At 42.2% G+C, this 19462-nt stretch carries 21 protein-coding genes; 8 read left to right on the top strand and 13 right to left on the bottom strand.

Annotation, left to right across the window (positions count from 1 at the left end):
• Positions 1–72 precede the first annotated feature (72 nt).
• Both ACM0OX_RS19915 and ACM0OX_RS19910 read right to left on the bottom strand, forming a co-directional pair.
• Positions 73–1647 carry a M23 family metallopeptidase gene (locus ACM0OX_RS19915; protein ID WP_414516763.1) on the bottom strand — a complete coding sequence of 525 codons (1575 nt, stop codon included), beginning with the start codon at positions 1645–1647 and terminating at the stop codon, positions 73–75.
• Between the two features lie 90 nt (positions 1648–1737).
• Complete coding sequence (locus ACM0OX_RS19910) at positions 1738–2556, bottom strand: biotin--[acetyl-CoA-carboxylase] ligase (protein ID WP_414516762.1); 819 nt, start codon at positions 2554–2556, stop codon at positions 1738–1740.
• Between the two features lie 77 nt (positions 2557–2633).
• Here ACM0OX_RS19910 and pgeF point away from each other — a divergent pair, with 77 nt between their 5' ends.
• Positions 2634–3419, top strand: coding sequence for a peptidoglycan editing factor PgeF (pgeF, locus tag ACM0OX_RS19905; protein WP_414516761.1), 786 nt, complete (start codon positions 2634–2636; stop codon positions 3417–3419).
• Positions 3420–3569: 150 nt separating this feature from the next.
• Here the strand turns inward: pgeF and ACM0OX_RS19900 are convergent, their stop codons facing one another.
• The 3 genes from ACM0OX_RS19900 to csaB are packed head-to-tail and all read right to left on the bottom strand — an operon-like array spanning position 3570 to position 5344.
• On the bottom strand, positions 3570–3953 hold the full coding sequence (locus ACM0OX_RS19900; RefSeq protein WP_414516760.1) for an aspartyl protease: 384 nt from the start codon (positions 3951–3953) through the stop codon (positions 3570–3572).
• Positions 3950–4267: a hypothetical protein gene (locus tag ACM0OX_RS19895; protein WP_414516759.1), complete on the bottom strand. Its 318-nt coding sequence runs from the start codon at positions 4265–4267 to the stop codon at positions 3950–3952. The genes ACM0OX_RS19900 and ACM0OX_RS19895 overlap by 4 nt, the downstream gene beginning before the upstream one ends.
• A gap of 30 nt (positions 4268–4297) precedes the next feature.
• Positions 4298–5344 carry a polysaccharide pyruvyl transferase CsaB gene (gene csaB, locus ACM0OX_RS19890; protein WP_414516758.1) on the bottom strand — a complete coding sequence of 349 codons (1047 nt, stop codon included), beginning with the start codon at positions 5342–5344 and terminating at the stop codon, positions 4298–4300.
• Between the two features lie 326 nt (positions 5345–5670).
• Between csaB and ACM0OX_RS19885 the strand changes: the two genes are divergently transcribed.
• The 6 genes from ACM0OX_RS19885 to ACM0OX_RS19860 all read left to right on the top strand — a co-directional run bounded on the left by ACM0OX_RS19885 (position 5671) and on the right by ACM0OX_RS19860 (position 10013).
• Positions 5671–6381, top strand: coding sequence for a TVP38/TMEM64 family protein (locus tag ACM0OX_RS19885; RefSeq protein ID WP_414516757.1), 711 nt, complete (start codon positions 5671–5673; stop codon positions 6379–6381).
• Positions 6382–6591: 210 nt separating this feature from the next.
• A complete protein-coding gene (locus ACM0OX_RS19880) occupies positions 6592–7590 on the top strand; it encodes a glycosyltransferase family 2 protein (protein WP_414516756.1) in 999 nt (332 codons plus the stop codon).
• Positions 7591–7713: 123 nt separating this feature from the next.
• Positions 7714–8049 (top strand): DUF2499 domain-containing protein, encoded by a 336-nt coding sequence (locus ACM0OX_RS19875; RefSeq protein WP_414516755.1) that lies wholly within the window; start codon positions 7714–7716, stop codon positions 8047–8049.
• The gene (locus tag ACM0OX_RS19870; protein ID WP_334900929.1) at positions 8046–8345 is read left to right on the top strand and encodes a DUF3593 domain-containing protein; all 300 of its coding nucleotides are present in this window, start codon (positions 8046–8048) and stop codon (positions 8343–8345) included. The genes ACM0OX_RS19875 and ACM0OX_RS19870 overlap by 4 nt, the downstream gene beginning before the upstream one ends.
• A 47-nt stretch (positions 8346–8392) precedes the next feature.
• On the top strand, positions 8393–9166 hold the full coding sequence (gene hisA / locus ACM0OX_RS19865; RefSeq protein WP_414516754.1) for a 1-(5-phosphoribosyl)-5-[(5-phosphoribosylamino)methylideneamino]imidazole-4-carboxamide isomerase: 774 nt from the start codon (positions 8393–8395) through the stop codon (positions 9164–9166).
• A 442-nt stretch (positions 9167–9608) separates the two neighbouring features.
• Positions 9609–10013, top strand: a complete 405-nt coding sequence (locus tag ACM0OX_RS19860) for a hypothetical protein (RefSeq protein ID WP_414516753.1) — start codon at positions 9609–9611, stop codon at positions 10011–10013.
• Positions 10014–10200: 187 nt separating this feature from the next.
• Here the strand turns inward: ACM0OX_RS19860 and ACM0OX_RS19855 are convergent, their stop codons facing one another.
• The 3 genes from ACM0OX_RS19855 to ACM0OX_RS19845 form a co-directional block, all read right to left on the bottom strand.
• On the bottom strand, positions 10201–10392 hold the full coding sequence (locus tag ACM0OX_RS19855; protein ID WP_099099661.1) for a hypothetical protein: 192 nt from the start codon (positions 10390–10392) through the stop codon (positions 10201–10203).
• A 320-nt stretch (positions 10393–10712) separates the two neighbouring features.
• Entirely contained in the window at positions 10713–12275 is a 1563-nt protein-coding gene (locus ACM0OX_RS19850; RefSeq protein ID WP_414516752.1) for a hypothetical protein, read from the bottom strand.
• A gap of 108 nt (positions 12276–12383) precedes the next feature.
• Positions 12384–12986, bottom strand: coding sequence for a DUF3318 domain-containing protein (locus ACM0OX_RS19845; protein WP_414516751.1), 603 nt, complete (start codon positions 12984–12986; stop codon positions 12384–12386).
• A gap of 232 nt (positions 12987–13218) precedes the next feature.
• Between ACM0OX_RS19845 and ACM0OX_RS19840 the strand changes: the two genes are divergently transcribed.
• Positions 13219–13479, top strand: a complete 261-nt coding sequence (locus ACM0OX_RS19840) for a hypothetical protein (RefSeq protein WP_414516750.1) — start codon at positions 13219–13221, stop codon at positions 13477–13479.
• A gap of 82 nt (positions 13480–13561) precedes the next feature.
• On the opposite strand, the gene ACM0OX_RS19835 is transcribed toward ACM0OX_RS19840, so the two are convergent.
• From ACM0OX_RS19835 to ACM0OX_RS19815, 5 genes are all read right to left on the bottom strand, one after another.
• On the bottom strand, positions 13562–15211 hold the full coding sequence (locus ACM0OX_RS19835; RefSeq protein ID WP_414516749.1) for an iron uptake porin: 1650 nt from the start codon (positions 15209–15211) through the stop codon (positions 13562–13564).
• Positions 15212–15343: 132 nt separating this feature from the next.
• Entirely contained in the window at positions 15344–15973 is a 630-nt protein-coding gene (locus ACM0OX_RS19830; RefSeq protein ID WP_414516748.1) for a Crp/Fnr family transcriptional regulator, read from the bottom strand.
• A 433-nt stretch (positions 15974–16406) separates the two neighbouring features.
• Positions 16407–17075 carry a phosphate signaling complex protein PhoU gene (gene phoU / locus ACM0OX_RS19825; protein ID WP_104906467.1) on the bottom strand — a complete coding sequence of 223 codons (669 nt, stop codon included), beginning with the start codon at positions 17073–17075 and terminating at the stop codon, positions 16407–16409.
• Between the two features lie 28 nt (positions 17076–17103).
• Positions 17104–18423, bottom strand: a complete 1320-nt coding sequence (locus ACM0OX_RS19820; protein ID WP_414516747.1) for a sensor histidine kinase — start codon at positions 18421–18423, stop codon at positions 17104–17106.
• Positions 18424–18476: 53 nt separating this feature from the next.
• On the bottom strand, positions 18477–19229 hold the full coding sequence (locus tag ACM0OX_RS19815) for a winged helix-turn-helix domain-containing protein (RefSeq protein ID WP_094349166.1): 753 nt from the start codon (positions 19227–19229) through the stop codon (positions 18477–18479).
• Positions 19230–19462: the final 233 nt, after the last annotated feature.

Here is a 19462-nt window from a genome sequence, read left to right as displayed (position 1 = left end):
AGTCAGGAGTTAGGAGTTAGGAGTTAGGAGTTTTAAATTAATAACTCTTCACTCTTCACTCCTAACTTTCTTCTAACTGCCTGGTTCTCGGCTTACCTGAGCGGTTTGCAAACCTCGCACTAACTGACTGAGGGCACTTTGTAATTCCACGCCTGGGTCAGAAGCAACCCACCCATCTTGTGTCAGGTGGCGGACTTCAAAGTGCAAGTGAGGGCCTGTGGAGTTGCCAGTGCTGCCAACTCGCCCAATGACAGTTCCAGGTTGTACCCACTGACCGGGTTGAACGAGGATTTCTGACATGTGACCATAGAGAGTTTGTTCAGCAGATTTGTGATTCAGGATAACGGTTAAACCATAACCACCCACCCAGTTAGCAGTTTCCACTTGACCCGCAGCAGCTGCCAAAACTGGTGTTCCCGTAGGCGCACCCAAATCTGTACCTGCATGGAAGCGTTGATTACCTGTGATTGGATGAACTCGCCAACCAAACAAAGAAGTAATGGGAGCAGGAATAGACAAGGGATACATCATTCCCGTACCACTATAGGCGACTCTCCCCATGTAGGGGATTTGTGGCAATACTGATGCCAGTGAGAAGTCGTAAGCTACGTTGCTAGGGCGGGGTGCAATGTTGCCATCTGCCATTGGTGGCGGTAAAGTCCCACCACTCGGTGCAATGGGAGTTGCACTAACTCTTGTGGGACTGAATTCAGCGGGAGTCGGGATAAACCGATTCGGGCGATATGCGGTCTTGGTGACACCGCTAGAACCACTTTGAGCAGCACGCCATCTGCTGGTATTACCAGTAGTTGCAATCTGCCGCACGGGTGGAACTACTGGTAATTGTGCGTTTTGACTTCTTCTGAGCCAATTAGGTGCTGGTTTAGCATTAGAATCAGCTACACTCCTTTGGGGTGTTTTGGCGCAAACGCCGCCTAATACGCTTTGCCCTGAAGGCAAAATCGATCGGCAACCACTGGAGCGTTCTGTGAGAATTACGGAATTTGGTGCTTGATAAGTACCTGTAGCACCACTGTCATAACTATTAGGATCGATATAGGCGTTATTATAATCCTTAGTTTTCCCCGCAGTTGCACTGACAGGGCTGTTTGAGTTATTTGATGGTTGAGCAACTTCTGGGAGTTTTTCAGGTGCATAGCGGACAGGGCTATTGGGTTGTTCCTGTCTCACCCTTGCAGGAGTAACCTGGGAGGCTTCCACCTTGGGCTTTGACTGTCTGATAATCACAACAGCAGGTTCAGCAGCTTCGATTTTGGGTGTCGACTGCCTAAGTGGCTCTTTTGATTGAGCAACCTCTGGCTTGCCTAGTCTCTGTCTGAGTCTGGCACGACGTTGGGAAAATTCCGGTTGCGCTTGAGCGGGTTCCGGCGACGCAACAGCCTGTTTTTTAAAAGTCGAGGCTTTTACTGGATTTGTAACTGCTGTTGGTTGAGAACTTTCAACAGTAGGAACGATGTTGTCTATTGGTGTTTCCGTTTGGGCAAACACGAAGCCACCGCTAAGGAGGCTTACGCTACTCAGCCAACAGAGGCTCTGAGCTGGTAGTGTTGAGGCAAAACGTTTTTTTGTTAGACCTTGCTGCCATAAATGCAAACGATGATGGGCAGAATTATTGCGCTGCGTCATTTGTTCTCTCAGTTGTGTGTAATTAGCCTAAAGAGATGATGCTAGTGGTTTGTCTTGCCCAAAGAGCGAAATTTTGAACAAACCTCAAATTTAAACGGAAGATTTATGGTACCCCAAACTGATTGTACCGGGTTCAATATAAATTTCCGGTGTAATTAGTTCCTTTGTATCATGTGTTTCTAAATCAACTCGTAAATTTCCTTGAGGAGTCACTCCAACTACTGTACCTGAAAGATTATTGACGTACACCCGATCGCCCATGTTTGTAAGCAAGTCTAGATAGCCAGACAAGAGTATATTTACTCCTTCTTGAAAAAGGCACTCCATACCGGATTCTATTCCCAGTAAGACTCTAGAGGTTAGCATTTCCAGACAAGAAATCGGTCTGCGATCTTGGGAAGCTTGCCACGATTCTAGATTGATTCCAGTTTCTGGGACTGGGTTCGTCCAGTTAATACCAACACCAATTACTGCTTGGGTAATTTGTCCTTTGTTTACTTTGGTTTCTGTCAAAATGCCGCCTAGTTTGCGACCATTTAAAACTAAATCGTTAGGCCATTTTATCCCAACATCTATACCGCATTGGCGCAATTGCGACGCAATTCCCCAAGCAGTAGCGAAAGTTAGCTGGTAGCTGTTATTAGCCTCTATTTTATGGTCGAAAGAAATCGCCACGGAAATATATAATCCCCCAGCCGGAGAAATCCACTGGCGGCCCCATTGTCCCCGCCCAGCAGATTGCTGAGTTGCGATTACTACTGTCCCTGAAATAGCCCCTTGGTTGAGTAAGTTCCAGAGGGTTTGGTTGGTTGAGGAGACGCTTTCAAAAAAGTGAAGAGAAAATGGTAAATATGTATGCTTGCGCCCTGCTTGCAAGGCTGCTTCCAAGTTTTGCAGATTAAATCCCACAGCAGTTAACCCAAATTCCGTTGTTCAAGTTAGCATTGATTGGCTGATGAGTGATTTCTGTTTAGGTTTGGTTGAAGATGCACACTTGGCACTGGCGCAATTGGGAAGGACTCCCCTATCTAACTTGTAGTATTCTGGAACGTTGGCATCACGGCTTCTTTACCCAGCAGTTTTGGCCGCGATCGCCACAAGTTATCGCAGAAGTATTGCAACCAGAGGCATCAGTCTATCGCTTAAAGCAGGTTCATGGCAATACTGTTCTCACCCCCCAAGAAGTTGAAAGCTTCTTAAGCTCTGCTGAGGAAGATTTCGCATCGGCAGATGGTTTAATGAGCGAACAGCCTCTACAAGCTGTTTGGGTCGCTAGCGCAGATTGCACACCCGTGTTGATTGGGGATGTGCAAACTGGACGGGTGGCGGCATTACACGCAGGTTGGCGGGGGACTGCCAAGAAGATTGTGCCCTTGGCGATCGCTCGGCTACAATCTCAAGGCAGCAAACTCGATGATTTGAGAATTGCAATGGGCCCAGCGATCGCTGGTGAGGTTTACCAAGTCTCGATTGAAGTGGCTGCCGAAATCGGGGCTAGCATTATACCACATGAAGACGAAGAAAAAATTATAACTGCATTACATGAGTTACCAAATTCACCTTTGCTAGAAGATCCCGCTCCAGGAAAGGTAAGGCTAGATGTGCGGCGAGTGAATACCTTACAACTGGAAAATATGGGGATTAGTGCGGAACAAATTGCGATCGCACCTTATTGTACTTTCCAAACTCCAGAGCATTTCTTTTCTTACCGTCGGGAGAAAGAAAAAAAAGTACAGTGGTCAGGGATTGTTAGTGGCAAAACAAGTCACTAGTACCGCAAGGCGGAATTCGTAATTCGTAATTCGTAATTCGTAATTACCTGTTGGCAAGGGTTTGAGACATTTAAAATGGGTGGCTTATTTACGCCGTGCTGTACTAGCCTATATTCTGATTACAGATTTGACTGAGTTTGTATAAGTAAGTTAATTACTACCTACCATTTCAAGGGTTAATATTCCTTTTGGTTTATTAACGACCAACTGCATAATGTCCAGCCACAACGAACCTATTATGGTATCAGGAATATCATCTCCAACATGGACGGGAATTATAACTTCAGTTCCATCAATAATAAGTTTGACTTCATAGATATCGAATCGTGCTTCCCCTCGTGCTGTCCGCATTTCAATCTGTGCGGTCATCAATGACCACTCCAATACTTCCAAGTCTTGAGTATTGATAGCTAACCACCCATCTGTAAACCCAGTATCGAGTAAAGCTTCAACAGAAAATTTGTCATTATTAGCAGCAACAAGCTGAATTTCAAATAATAGTTCGCCATTATCCCCAAACGAACCTGAAATCATAACCTGCCGCAGGTTCCTGTATCGTTGAGTCGGAATATGGTGAGTTTTACTTCATTAGTATTGCCATAAACATCATGAATTTTTTGCATTATCCCCAAGAGTGTTGGGTCAATGAGATACTTTTCTGTTTCAGGGTCGATAGCAATATGCCAGTTATAATGCGTTTCGATCAAAGTTGGACATAAGCGCTCGAAAACAGCACGACACCGCGTAGCAAGAGCATCACGCTGTTTCTGACGCTGGTGTACTTCTTCAGAGACTAAGGTTGATGCTGGTAAAATTCGGGTGCGTCTTGGCTGGGATATCTGTGTCATATCTTTCCCTGTTCATATCTAGACAAATACTTAACTTAAGGCTTCACTCAACAACTCGCTGTGCAGTAAAGCGCCATCTACCAAAGATTGGATTTTCTCTGATGATAAAGGATCGCCATTAGCGTAATGCTCCATCCAAGTCAGACCAATCAAATTGGGGTCATCGGGTAAACTTGCTAAATCCCACCCAGGCATTTCTAAATCTTCCATCAGGCGATTTACCTTGGGGTCATAACTGAGAGCAAAGCAGCGACAACCTTCAGCAGCAGCCATAATTAAACTGTGCAGGCGCATTCCAATCGCCATTTCAACGCCGCGAAATACACCTTTTAAAAGTTGCGGATCTTCCAGACACAAAATCTTACTAACATCTTTAAGGTGTGGTTGAATGGCTTCGGCAATACTTAAATCTTCACTTTTTTGAAACGGCAGTAATAAAATAAATGCTTGCGTGGCTTTTTGAAAGTCAACTAAAGCGCGAGTTAAGTTTGCTAAACGTTTTTCTGTAAGTTGGGGATGCGATCGCAACGTTACCGCAACTCTCGGCGCAGGTAAATCCCAAAGTCCTGGTACTGGTTGAGATTCCAACGCCCAAACTGGGTCAGGAGCTATCATACAAGGAATTTGCCAGTCAGATAATAAAGCTGCACTGGCACGATCGCGGACACTAACTTTGGTACAATTACTAAAGGTTTGCCGTGCCAACCAACGAGTTTGCGGACGTACTAACGGGCCAATACCCTGCGCCCAAGCAACAGTTTTCAAACCCATTTTCTGCGCTAATGCCATCAGCCCGCCGTAATAAAATGGGCTGATAGTGCTGGTGACATCTTGAATGAGACTCCCGCCGCCCCAAATTAAGGCATCACAAGAACGCAAAGCTTGCAGTACAGCGAAAGGAGCCATGCGATCGCAGGTTTCTACATTGTAGCGATCGCGGGTTTCCTCTGGATTACCAGAAAGCACCACAGGCGTTACGTGAGATGGTAACATTTGCAAAAGCGTTGCCAATAGAGCTTCGTCACCACCATTACCTTTACCGTAATACCCAGACAATAATGCCCGTATGTTGACCATTTTGGATTTTGGATTAATAGCTATTGTTAAATGAATCTCTGTCTCCCATCAGGATAGCAGGCGCTATAATTACTTACATTTTTTCGACTCCGAAGTGTTCACTTCCGGTTTTATCGGCAAAAGTCTTGCTAACTTGCGGTTTTCTGGTCTGTGCTTAGATACTTCAATACTTGGATAAAGGTTGCGATCGCTTATCTTTAAAACTAGCTAATACAATAGACATCTAGTGAAAAATCCTTGTAGAAACGCGAAATTTCGTGTCTCTACAAGGATTTAAATTTTCAAAAGATTGGTTTTATTACACAAAAAATAGGAGTAGAGTTCTAATGTGGAACTTGAAAACTGGTATTTTGCTACTCACGCTGAGTTGCATAATTGCAACTGGTATAACCGTATATCTTCTTGGCGGCATTGAACCAGTACAAATTCAAGCTTTGCTGAAATCTTCTGGTATCTGGGCACCTATTATTTATATTGCTTTGTACGTTGTGGCAACCATGTTAGTTTTGCCCTCAACGGTACTAAATTTGACTGGAGGTGCCATTTTTGGCCCTTGGCTGGGTATTGTCTGGACTAGTGTTGGAGCAGTCATTGCAGCAATAATTGCCTTTATTTTTACTCGGACTATTGGACGCAAAGCAGTTGCAAAACGGCTAGCAGGACGTTGGCAAGCGATGGATGCTGAGGTGCGTCGTGGAGGGCTTTTTTATATGTTTGCCATCCGATTAGTTCCAATCATGCCCTATGGCTTGGTCAACTTTGTCGCGGGACTGACTTCGATTAGCTTTAAAGATTATGTTCTAGGTACAACACTTGGTACTGTTCCTAGTGTCTTACCTTTTGTATTACTAGGTAGTTCTGGTCTGAAGGCAGTGAATACGGGCGATTTTTTGCCGTTAATACTTGCATTAGGCTTAACTGGAACGCTCGTAGCCGGGTCTACTTGGTATCGCCATCGTCGAACTTTGCCCAGAAAAGCTGTAGAAAGGCTGAAAAAATCAGACTCTTCAGATAACATAAATCCGAAGAATAAATAAAGTATGTGAATGAAACTTGAGTCTTGCTAGTACAGGACGGCGTAAATAAACCACCCATTACAAATCAACGAAACCCTTACACTGTATACCTGTTTGAATTTTGAATTTTGAATTCCGCCTTGTGGTAGTAGATATACTGTGAACCACACCTTTTCGATCGCAGGCAGCCTCTTATCTTAGCTGTAAAAAAAAATTAAACAATATTTTTAGATGTTACCAAAGTATTCATTCATTGTTCCAATTTATAACGAAGAAGAAACTATTCCAGAACTATACCGCAGACTGAGTGCAGTAATGAATCGGATGGATGGGCTTGTCGAATTAATTTTAATCAATGATGGTAGCCGCGATCGCTCCCTACAATTACTACGAGACCTCCATCAAAAAGACCCGCGCATTTGCTATCTGAGCTTTGCTCGTAACTTTGGTCATCAAATTGCAGTAACTGCTGGTCTTAATTTTGTCCGGGGTCAAGTTATTGTCATCCTTGATGCAGACTTACAAGACCCACCAGAACTAATCCCCGACATGGTTGAAAAATGGCGACAGGGCTATCAAGTCGTCTACGCTCAACGCACTCAACGGCAAAAAGAAGGATGGTTTAAGCGTTTTACTGCCTATTTCTTTTATCGTATCCTTAAGAAGCTTGCAGATGTAGAGATTCCTACTGATACTGGTGATTTTTGTCTAATGGATCGGCAGATTGTAGATATTCTCAATTCTATGCCAGAACGTACCCGCTATATTCGTGGTTTACGTTCTTGGGTTGGCTTTCAGCAAACAGCAATTCAGTTCGAGCGCAACCCCCGCTTTGCTGGGGAAGTTAAATACACTTTTAGCAAATCCTTAGCCCTTGCTATCAATGGTCTAGTGTCTTTTTCTATAGTGCCACTGCGGTTATCAACCTACTTAGGCTTATTAGCAGCGGCGGCGGCCATCTTCATGGCTTTATTAGTCTTGTATTGGCGTCTTTTTGTCCCCCATTCGCCTTTAACTGGGTTTACGATTATTTTGATGGCAATTTTCTTTCTCGGATCTGTGCAGTTAGTCAGTGTTGGCATCTTAGGTGAATATATAGGGCGCATCTACGAAGAAGTTAAAGCCAGACCCCTCTATACTTTGGCAGAGGTAGGTGGTTTTGAGCGCAAATCCTTCAACTCAACGAGCAATTCTGACAAACTAGATAATTTAGAAGACGCTTACAAATAAAAATCTTTATTTGGCGTTGCATAATAAAGGTTTGTTTAAACAAATATAAAATTCAAGCTACATATCACCTTGCCAGTGCTACTCTCCACTCCAAATCTCTAACTTCCAACTCCTAACTTTCTTATGCACACCCTTTCGATTCCCACCTGGATTATTCATGTTTCTAGCGTTATTGAGTGGATTGCCGCCATTTGGTTAATCTGGACTTACGGCGAACTGACTAATAACCGCAGCTGGTGGGGATTATCCCTGGCGATGTTACCAGCTTTAGTCAGCGCTATGTGTGCTTGTACCTGGCATTATTTCGACAACGCCGAATCTTTGGAATGGATGGTAACGCTTCAAGCTACCATGACTTTAGTTGGTAATTTTACGCTTTGGGCGGCGGCGTTTTTGATTTGGCGTTCTACCAAATCTGTTAACACTGCTGAACCAAAACCTATCAAATCAGAGCAATGATTTCTAAAGAAACCCTGTTTGCACTTTCACTGTTTCCCTATTTGGGTTTCTTGTGGTTTATCAGCCGCAGTCCGCAAATGCCGCGTTTGGCGCTGTATGGATTTTACGGCACTCTCGTCTTTGTTGCCATTACCATCCCGGCGGGGATTTATGCTGTATTGCATTATGGTGAGTCTTTAGCCAATGTGGATTGGTTGCACGGTGGTGCAGAACTATTTTTGACGCTTTCTAACATCTTGCTTGTGCTGGGTTTTGGGCAAGCTGTAAGGCAATTACAAATGAAAAATGAAAAATAGTAAATTCAGCGATAAATAGTGTTTGGATTGCAATAAGGAAGAGTTAAATGGACGTAATTCCAGCGATTGATTTACTAGAAGGTCACTGTGTGCGACTGTATCAGGGAGACTACGATCGCTCGCAAGTTTTTAGCGAAAATCCTGCTGATGTTGCCAAACAGTGGGTAGATCAAGGTGCTACCAGATTGCATATAGTTGATTTAGATGGTGCCAAAGCAGGTAAAATAGTAAACTTAGAGGCAATTGAAGCGATCGCTCAAGCAGTATCAGTACCCATTGAAATTGGTGGAGGATTGCGCGATCGCAACAGCTTACAACAAGTATTTAATCTAGGCATACAGTGGGCAATTCTCGGAACCATTGCCGTAGAACAACCCCAGTTAGTGCAAGAACTTTGCCAAGAATTTCCCGAACAGATTATTATCGGTATTGATGCCCGTAACGGCAAAGTAGCAACTCGCGGCTGGTTAGAAACCTCGGAAGTTTTAGCAACTCAACTGGCTGTACAAATGCAAGAATTGGGCGCAGCCGCCATAATTTACACAGATATCCACCGGGATGGTACACTTACAGGCCCAAATTTAGAAGCTTTGCGAGAACTTGCAGCAGCAATTTCCATCCCGATAATTGCTTCTGGCGGAGTAAGTTCTGTCACCGACTTGTTGAGTTTGTTGGCGTTAGAACCTCAAGGCGTGACTGGCGTAATTGTCGGACGTGCCTTGTATACTGGGGATATTTTACTCAAAGAAGCATTACGAGCGATCGGGCCGGGGCGAATTCAAGATATTCCACCCAATCTCGGTTTTTCTACCTTTGCTTGACATTTTCTTGGCAAGTTCGACAAATAGACTATCTTGTAGAGACGCGATGAATCGCGTCTTTACCCAAGAATGTATTGCAATCATTAATTGAATTGATATTAGTTTAATTATTTTGACAACTACCTTTGGATAGATAGGGTAAACACTACGCGATTTCTGATTAGAAAAAGCTTGCGATTCACGAAAAAATACACAATGCATATTTAGTTAATTGTGTCAATATGTAATCCCTAGCATTGCATAATAAATCAGCAAGGCCTTCTGTGGACTGAATTTATATTCATGCTTTCAGTAGATGCAGTTGTGACTTTGCAAATGCAATAATGAATATGTTCTCAAACAATAAATAGTTGCTGTGATTCAGATAAAAAATTCAGATTTTATCAGACTCTAGTAACTTTGGTTTTTAGAAAATTGTTTGATGTTTTGAGAAGGTAACACAATGAATAAAATCCTAAAACGCGCACTTTTACCCAGCCTCATGGCTGCAAGTTTAGCTGGTGTAAGCTTAGTTCCCGCCAAACCCGCTGCTGCTGATGACCAAGTACTAAGAGATGCAGGTATTGGGGCTGTTACCAATGTTGTAACCGGAGCTGTTAGGGGAAATGGCAGTGTATTAGGGAATGCTGTTAAGGGTGGTGTAACTGGTGCAGCCGTTAATGGTGCAAATGGTCTGAGAAATACTCGCAATCGCCGTCACCGGAACGCTGCTCAAGATGTCGGAGTCGGTGCAGGGGCTAGCGCAGTAACAGGCGTAATTACTGGCGATAAAAGAGATACCCTTGGCAATGCTATTGATGGTGCAGCTGTTGGTGGAGCAATCCATCTATTAACCAATGGTAAATAATTCGTAAATTCATCGACCTAAAATATTTTCCAACGGTTAACGAACTTACCCCTCCCTAATTCCTCTCCTTCGTAAAAGGAGCAAACCTAACCTCGCTTCCCTAGTAGGGGAGCGAGGTTATAGGTTAGATTTCTTTGAGATATATACCACCGTCAGCATCGGATGACGTTAGGTTTAATAGTAATCTCTAGCCCTTCAACGCCTTTCTAAAGTTTCGACGATAAGACTGATTTGTAATAAACAAAGCTGGCCATAGCAAAGATAAACCAATGCGATTAGTCAAACTTGGATTAAAATTAGTCCGTTCAAACCCATTCCAAAACTTCCAAGCGCCGCCTCCGTAAACTCCTATCAAGCCAATAAAAATTAAGGTACTCATTCCCATCAACTCCGTTAGTAACTGACAGAATTTAAGTTAAGTTTTACCACACGAGGTAATCACCTCATAAGCAACACCGAGAAGGTATGACAAAACTCCCCAGTTTTTGATATCTAAGTCAGTTAAACACACATTCTCTTATTCCAGTGTAGATTAGCCTCACGCATCCCAGCTAGTTATCAGGGGTGGCAAGCTAGTCAAAGGATGCAAAAGCGTTATTTTTGAGGTGTTTTGGCGACACATTCAAATGTAAATGCTGATCCTCTATTACAAAAAAGTCTATCCCATATTAAACTACAAAGTTCTGTGGCGCATTATCCTTATACTTCATCTACCCAATAAAGATAATATCTTTCACTATCCACCCAGCCTCTCTGAAAATCTTTGAGCGGAACAATTTTCAAATCATTGCGATTGACATTCAGTTTTTTATTCAAAATCAGCAAAACTTTCTTTCGCTCATCTTGATTTTGAAGTAGAGAATTAATCTGGCTTAATATCTCTGCTTGTTCCACTTCTTGACGACCTTTTTTAAATAAAGTAAAGCTTCCCATTTTTCCCACTTCTGGATAGTAAAACTTTCGATTGAGATAACCCGATAAAGGAGCCATATTCGCATCTCGACTGGCAACAATAAACTCATTATCTAACCCAGATTTGTGAATATATTGGGATGTTTCCCTACCAGCAGAGAATGGGACAACTAAATCTTTTGAAAAACTATAAATTCCTCCCCCAAACTGGACATAAAGAATGAGCATAAAAGCGACATAATGCCATTTGTGAATAAATGTAATTGAATGTGGAAGAATAGAAATTTTATTAAGTAAAACTATAGACTTTTGATAATAACTTCCCAGCCATAAAGCCGCTATTAAAACTAAATAGAAATGTCCAAAATGCCGTGGCATGCCTAAAAATCTGAAGTATGTAAAGGCAAATAATATACAATTGCCTATCATGTAGAAAAAGAAAATAACTGGCTTTTCAGATAATTTTATTAAAGTTAGAACGACAATAAATAAAGCAATTGTCGCACAAACAATTAAATCCAGCCATCTTTTATGTGTAGGAATAATTAATAAATAACTACCAAATACTCTGCCGACGCTTCTCAACAGATGACGGATATCTAATTCTATTAGCCAACCATTATTTAACCCACCATGAAGATAACTATCTGTCGGAGGAGTAATAATATAAATGGATAAAATAAAAGATAATGTGATAATTGCAATACTTAAAGCTAAGTCGTACCTTTGGGTTTGACTGAAATACTGCTGCCGATGTTCGCGCTCAAAACAAAATTCAGCCAGCAAAGTCAATAATAAAGAAAATGATACCAATAAACCATAAGCACTACTATTTGCTAGTAAACCCAATAAAATTGCCAAATAAGCATAAGTTATTTTTCTAGATGCAAAAACTGTACAGAATGCAAAAACAAATAACATACTAAAGGCATAGTTTCGAGAAATTAAAAGATATTCGGAAAAAGGAAAAAAGCCAAACGAAAATAGAAATTTTTGTTGATAATTAAAAGGGCTATATAGGCAAAAAAGTGTAACTGAAACAACAGTAATTGCCAAATGGAAAATTTGCATTATAATAGGATAATCGACTACTTTTCTCAGAATTGCCAGAGAAAAATACCATAGAATAGGATGACCCTCATAACGAATATTTGCAATTAAATCTCCCAACGATCCACTATCTCTGACAATCAGCCAGGGATTTAGTTCATCTCGCCACATAGAATGGTTAAGAATACCTATTAAACCAAGAAAAGAAAAAAGAAGAATAATAAACCAAGGAGAATTCAAAGGTAATTTTGAAGTAAGCTTGCTAATTTTATTGCTTAACATTATTAGTTCAGAATCCAATTTGTTTGGATCGTTAAGATTGCTGTAAATACTATCATCATCAGATATTCTTCTGATTCTTTAACTATTCAGACAGATGGATTCTGACTTCTGAATTATTACTCATTTTTACTTATAACTTTCTGGTATACCCACTGGTGATAAACCTGCGATCGCTCGTAAGTTTTGGAAACGAATCAACTCAGTAAAATTCAAACTGGAACGCCCTTCAATTTTGGCTACCGCTTCAATTGCTGATAACAGATGCTGGGCTGCTTCAACTTCTGAATAACCACGCCGTTGTGCTATTTTAATTGCGGCTGCATCGGCATTTAACTCTGACTCTTGAGATTTATTAGTGCGCCAGATCCGAAAAGCAGCGATCGCACTTAATCCCCCAGCGACAGCAACGCCCACTACATCTGACTGTGCTGCTTCCAATATTCCGCCTAACAGCCCAGCCAACACCACGCCTTGATAAATGTCGGTTTTAAACCACTTCACCCCCGTCAACCAGCTAACCATCTGCAACAGCAGCAAGTCTCGTTGCGGCTTTGTCAGGCGACGCCACAAATCAAAATTAATATATATCGGTCGCGCTTGGTTCCAGGGTTGGGGAAAGGAAGCGTCAATTACTTTTGCTTGCTCTGGCTTACTGACGATTTTTGTCGTCATCCGACCAGAAGCAGGCATCACATCTAACAAACGGCGAATTTCAACATTTGGCTCCATAAATTTAATTATTAGCCATAATGTGCATAGTAACTAGGTGTGTAAAAAATAAAGTTTTCATGTTAACCTTTGATTTATGAGATGCTCTCGCAGTCTTGAATAAATTCAGATCGAGTCATAAAAATATTTATTCAGCAGTTTGATAGTATGGCGGGATTTTATAGTATTCCTTTGCCGCCAAATTCCAAACCTGAAAGTTTTGGCTTGCCATTAAGACTATATTTGTAACTACATGGACGCTTTTGCTCCCCTCCCACCTGAATGGACGAATAAGGCAATACATGCTTATGATTTTTGCTGTCCTAAATGCCACTCAAGTAGCCTAGAAGCTGAAAAAGTTTGGCTCAATCGGCGATCGCCTGTACTTACAGAAGACCGTCGTCGCAAATGGCAAGAGTTCTATTACTGTCACTGTGGTTCTGTGTGGTGGGCTTGGAGTAGCGATCGCCCCCCAAAAGATGTATCCAATCAGCCAGATTACAATCCTACATAGCTAATTTCCTTTCTAAACAAAACCCCACTTTTAGGTGGGGTTTTGTTTATCTAATTCTGAGCTTTATATTTGATCGCCAATTTTAGAAGGTGAAAGTAGTACGTAGAGTACCTACATATTCAGTGTCGTTAGCGTCGTTGTGCTCTGGATTGAAGATTACCAACAAGCCAGGTGTTACCTGAATATTATCGGAAACCTTGTACTTGTAAAGACCCTCTAAGTGATAAGAAGTACTGTCGTCAAAGGTAGTATTGCCAGCGACATTTTTGATGCTACCACCAGAAACTTTGGGTGGTTGACCAAAGATAATACCTAAAACGTTGCCTTCGCCACCAAAGTCTTTCAAAGCAAGCGCTCCAGCCCAATACCAAATATCTGCGTCTGTACCTGCATTAGCACCAGTCTTAGCATCAGCAGTTGTATAACCTCCCCAACCACTAATAGCCAACTTAGGACTAAATTGGAAGCTAGCTTCTACACCGTAGTTATTAGATTCGGTACGAGTGTTAGCCCCAAAAGGAGTGTTTGCAAAAATACTACCCGTACCTTGGAAAAGGTTATTGGCAGCAGTATCAGTTTGATAAGTGCGAGCGTAAGTTAGACCAATATTAAACGCTTTGGTGGGTTGGAAAGATAACTGACCAAAGATAGCGCTATCACCATCAAACAACCCATTATTAAGGGTAGGGTCGTTAGCAGTCCTAGCTAAATAAGCACCGCTGAGGCTGATGGCGCCTTTAGGATTGAAGGTAGCAGTTATACCAGCGCCACCTTGACCTTGGCGATATATGGGGCTGAAACGTCCATACCGTGAGAGCGCACCTCTACCAGAGCTTGCAAAGTCAGAGTTGAAGTTATTAACGTTTTCGTATAATTCAGCACCAGTAGCATCAACTTTGACACGTACTGCATCAGTCAAGTTGAAAGCATAGTTGAGTTTATCAATGCTAACGCTGTTGCCAGTATCTCCATCAAAACCTAAGCGGCTCATGTTGGTACCAGTACCAGTACCCAATGCATCGTTACCACGATTGGAGACGATATTGCCAGCATTTAGACGTGTTTCCAACTGGTCTGTACCAGTGAAACTGCTCAACAATTTTAAACGAACGCGATCGCTAAAAGTGGTGTTGTAATTTAAATCTTGAGTAGGAGCGCCACCACGAGCTGCTCTAGTGTCACCAAAAACATCAGACACGGCGAAAATTGCTTCTCCAACCAACTTGGTGGTAGTGGAGAACTGATTAGCTTCCAACTCAGAAGTGCGGGCTTCTAATCCATCAACACGACCGCGCAGAGTTGCTAGTTCAGCAGAATATTCTTCTTGTAGGCGCTGTAAAGTAGCTAAATCTTGTTTGCTGACCAAATCGGCAGTAGCTGTAGCAATCAGTTCGTTAACCCGATCTAAACAGGCATTCAAACCTGCTGCAAATTCATAACGAGTTAAAGCACGGTTCCCACGATAGGTACTGTTAGGATAACCTGCAATACAGCCGTAGCGCTCAACTAGAGATTGTAAAGCTTGGAACGCCCAATCTGTAGGCTGCACATCCGAAAACTGAGAAACTGATGTTACCTGACTCATGTCGTTAGACTCTTGAGTTTCAGATAACTGGCCAACATTTGTTACCTGTTCGTTGACTTCACCTGCTAAGGCACTATTAGCAACGAAAAATGTAGCAGCTAATACAACCGGACTAACCTTAAAAAGATTCCAGAATCGTTTTGTCATGTTTTTAATTTCACTCACACCTAAAACAATCCAGTAATGAGAAAATGCTTTAAACACTTCTCTTTTGTGGATTTCACACACAATCACAGCAACTATTATACCTTTACTCTGTGATTATTACAAGCAATTCATTTAACATGCTGCTGAACTATAGTTTTTAATTAATTTATTTGGTAATCGCAAGATAATGCGGCGTTTGTGACGTAAAACTGTTCCTTCTTCTTCTAACTGCTGTAAGAGTCGGGTAACAGTTACTCGCGTAGTATTTAAAACCTCAGCAATATCCTGATGGGTAACATTTAAATCAATTAGCTTGCCCTTATCTATGTCACGTCCAAATTTTTCACTTAACCAGACTAAAAACTGCCATAAGCGTAGCGAAATTGGTTTTCGATGCACAATGCTTAGTAGATCCTCTGCTTGTTGAATATGAGACAACAAAGCATTAATATCTTGATGCCACAAATGAGGTGGTACAATGGTTACTTCTACGCCCGTGAGACATTCAATCTGGTAGGGTTTCACCTTAGACAAAGGATAGCCAATCAGATCCCCTAATCCCCAATAACCAAGAGTGATGAATGTTCCATCTTCACTCCATGTTAAGGTACGAACTGCACCATATTCAATTCGCCAAATTACGTCATTGTAAGGTGGAATTACTTCTCGACGGGTAAATATCTGTTGGGGTAATTGTTCGCCCAAAGCAGAACCATTTGACCCGGCAGAAGAGTTTGAAGTAGGACTTGGGGAATACATCATTAACCGTAATTACACAATTATCAGGGAATCTTGCTATTGACAATGGTTAAGAAACTCTAATAATTTGTATCAAAATTTACCTGTATTAACTGAAGGTCTATTCTTCTCAATCAAAGCTAGAGACTAACTAAAAATCTTCTGATGGTAACAACTTTTGGTTAAGGTATCTATCAGTGAGATAGGCTCAAAATTTTTAGTTGTTTATCCGCTACTTTAATTGTGTAAGTTTAAGAATAGGTAAGCTTTTAGTAAAATATTGAATTAACTTATTTTTAATTATTTGGTATTTTCTGAAGACGAAGTAAGTATGTCGGCGCAAATAATTATGAAGATGGTAGGGTGGAATGGCAGCTTACTAACTCGCTGGATTTAGATCCCCGACTTCTTGCAGATACCTGGAGAGTAGAAGTCGGAGATTTGGGCAGCATATCAATTAGGAGCGTTGACCGGTGACAATATATGCTACCCTTTGACCGATATTCGTAGCGTGATCTGCCATACGTTCCAGACAACGAATTGCCAGTGCCAGCAGTATAATTGGCTCGACTACACCAGGCACATCCCGTTGTTGGGCTAAAGTCTGATAAACGCGATCGTAGGCATCGTCTACAGTATCATCCAGATGCTTTAAACGGCGTCCACCGGCTTCATCAAAATCTCCCAAAGCCTTTAAGCTAGTTGCTAGCATCGCCTGCGCGTGAAGGGACATAGCTTCAATGTCGGGCATTGACGTATGAGGCGCGTAAGGAAAAATTTTAATCGCAATTTCAGCTAAATCCTCAGCATAATCGCCAATGCGCTCTAAATCTCGCACCAGCTGCATAAAGGCACTCAAGCAGCGCAAATCGGGAGCCGTAGGCGCTTGTAGCGTCATAATCGCCGTACAGTCTGATTCGATTTGTCTATAAAAGCGATCGATCTTTTTATCTAATCGGGGAAGTTCCTCAGCTGCTGTTAAGTTACGAGCAAATAACGCTTGATGGCTGAGGCGAAATGATTGTTCTACCAAAGCACCCATGCGTAATACATCCCGTTCTAAGCGCCTAATGGCGCGTGCGAGTTGTGGTCTTTGAGGATTGGGAGTATAATCGACGGCTTTCACACTTGTTGTCTCAAAGGTGAAGATATTACTAACTATAGTCTTGGCTTAAGGAGTTTGCCATAACTTCAGGAAATTGGAGTTGCATCCACGCACCACCAGTTTCTGGATGGTTCATCGCTTTGATTGAACCACCGTGGGCAATTAGAATCTGTTCAACGATCGCTAATCCTAATCCATTGCCAACGATCGCTCCTATAGAATTACTATCTTGGGGGGAATGAGTTCGCGCTTTATCTCCTCGATAAAATCGCTCAAAAACGTGGGGTAAATCTGCCTCAGAAAAGCCGACTCCAGAATCAATAAGATTTATTTCCAGGATTGAGGAAACAGGATCGTTATCCTTTGTTGATAAGATTTTCGCTTCAACGTAAATGCTTGTACCAGGAGGACTGTACTTAATGCTGTTGTCTAGCAAGTTGAGAAAAACCTGGTAAATCCGGGCTTTATCTGCCTTAATCCAAATATTTTCGGGGCCAGAATAAGAAAAAGACAGATTTTGACGCTGTGCCAAGGGTTCTAGTGTTTCCCAAACAGATGCAATCAGCGATCGCAATTCTACAGATTTAGCTTGCAATTGCATATTTGGGTTTGCTTCCATTTGGGTAAGTTCTAACCAGCTTTGCACTAAGTTAATCAGTCGATCAACTTCTTGCATGAGGCGGTTAACCCAACGATTTAAAGGTGGTTCTAAGCGGATTTGTAAAGTTTCTACAACCAAGCGAATCGAAGTTAGCGGCGTTCTCAGTTCGTGTGCTAGATCAGAAAAAGAGCGATCGCGTATTTGATTTATATCTAATAGGGGTTGACGATTTTCTAAAAATACTCCCACTTGTCCATTGGGTAAGGGCAAGCTAGAAGCCAGCAAAGCTAGAGATTTGATTGTTGCCATCTCTGCTGCATCATCACAAGATGGATGAAATATCCATTCTCCCGTCTGTGGTTTTTGGCGATCGCGAGTTTGCTCAATTAAATGGTCAAGTTCATAAGACCTGACCAACTCCAATAACAAGCGCACTTGGTCTGGTTGCCACTTTTGCAGATACAAAATTTCCTGCGCCTGTCGATTACACCACAGCAGTTGATTTTCCTCATCCACCTGCAAATATCCCACTGGGGCAAAATCTAGCAGGTCTTGGTAAGTTTGCAACGATTGCTGCAAATCTTGCCGCTGCTGTTTCACCATCGCTATTTCTTGCCGCAACCCAGGAATCAGCAGCAGTCCCATCTTGTCAGAACGCAAGGTTAACGGTCGAAGTAAGCGCCCCAGGTAGCGGTTAAGTTGAACCTGTTGCCAAATCCAAAACCCAATGCCTACCGCTAAACCCAGAAAAAATCCCAATAAAAGCATTTGAGTTGTTAGTTTTTTGGTGACTACTAAAAACTAACAACTATCCCAACTAATTATCCAAACCTATAGCCAAAACCTCTTACAGTCACAATATATTCGGGATGACTGGGGTCTTGCTCTAATTTTTCGCGCAACCACCGAATGTGAACGTCTACAGTTTTACTATCGCCGACAAAATCCGGCCCCCAAACCTGATCGAGCAATTGTTCCCGTGACCATACCCGGCGGGCGTAACTCATAAAGAGTTCCAGCAAGCGGAACTCTTTGGGAGAAAGACTCACTTCTTGACCGCGAACCAATACGCGACATTCTTGAGGATTTAAGGAGACGTCCTTAAATTTTAATACTGGTATTGGTGGTAAATTACTTAGGCGTTGGCGGCGGAGTAAAGCGCGACAACGAGCCACTAACTCGCGCATACTAAAGGGTTTGGTCAGGTAGTCATCTGCACCCACTTCCAACCCCAAAACACGGTCAGTTTCACTACCCTTAGCACTGAGCATTAAAATAGGTACTGGGTTGCCTTGATGACGCAACAAACGGCAAATATCTAACCCATTGATTTGCGGTAGCATCAAATCAAGAATGACCAGATCGAAGGGAAGTTCCCCTGAATTGGTTTCAAAACTTTTGAGATACTCTATAGCAGACCGCCCATCGGGAGCAGTTATCACCCCGTAACCTTCTTCTTCCAGAGCTACAGCTAGCATTTCCTGGATTAATTCTTCATCTTCTACTACTAGAATACGGCTAGTTTGTCCAATGTCCGTTCTGGCAGAATATTTGGTCGATTCACTGGTATACATTGATATCACAAAAGTCTAGGACTGTGCTTGTATCAATTAGGATGATTTAGTCTATTATCTCGCCTTACTGCAACCGCGCTTCTACTAGGGTTAATTCTTTTAGATTTTCTTTACAAAAAGTAACATATACCACAGCAGTCTCCTAAATCATAAATCAGTGTGGCTGCAAGCTTCTAATACAGGACTTACGCAACTGGCACAGGCGATCGCTAAAATATAGTGCTTTTGTACTA

Origin of the sequence: Nostoc sp. PCC 9305 (assembly GCF_963920915.1) — a bacterium.
GTDB lineage: Bacteria > Cyanobacteriota > Cyanobacteriia > Cyanobacteriales > Nostocaceae > Nostoc.
The sequence above is the reverse complement of the archived record's forward strand: the minus strand, read 5'-3'. Positions and strand labels throughout refer to the sequence as shown.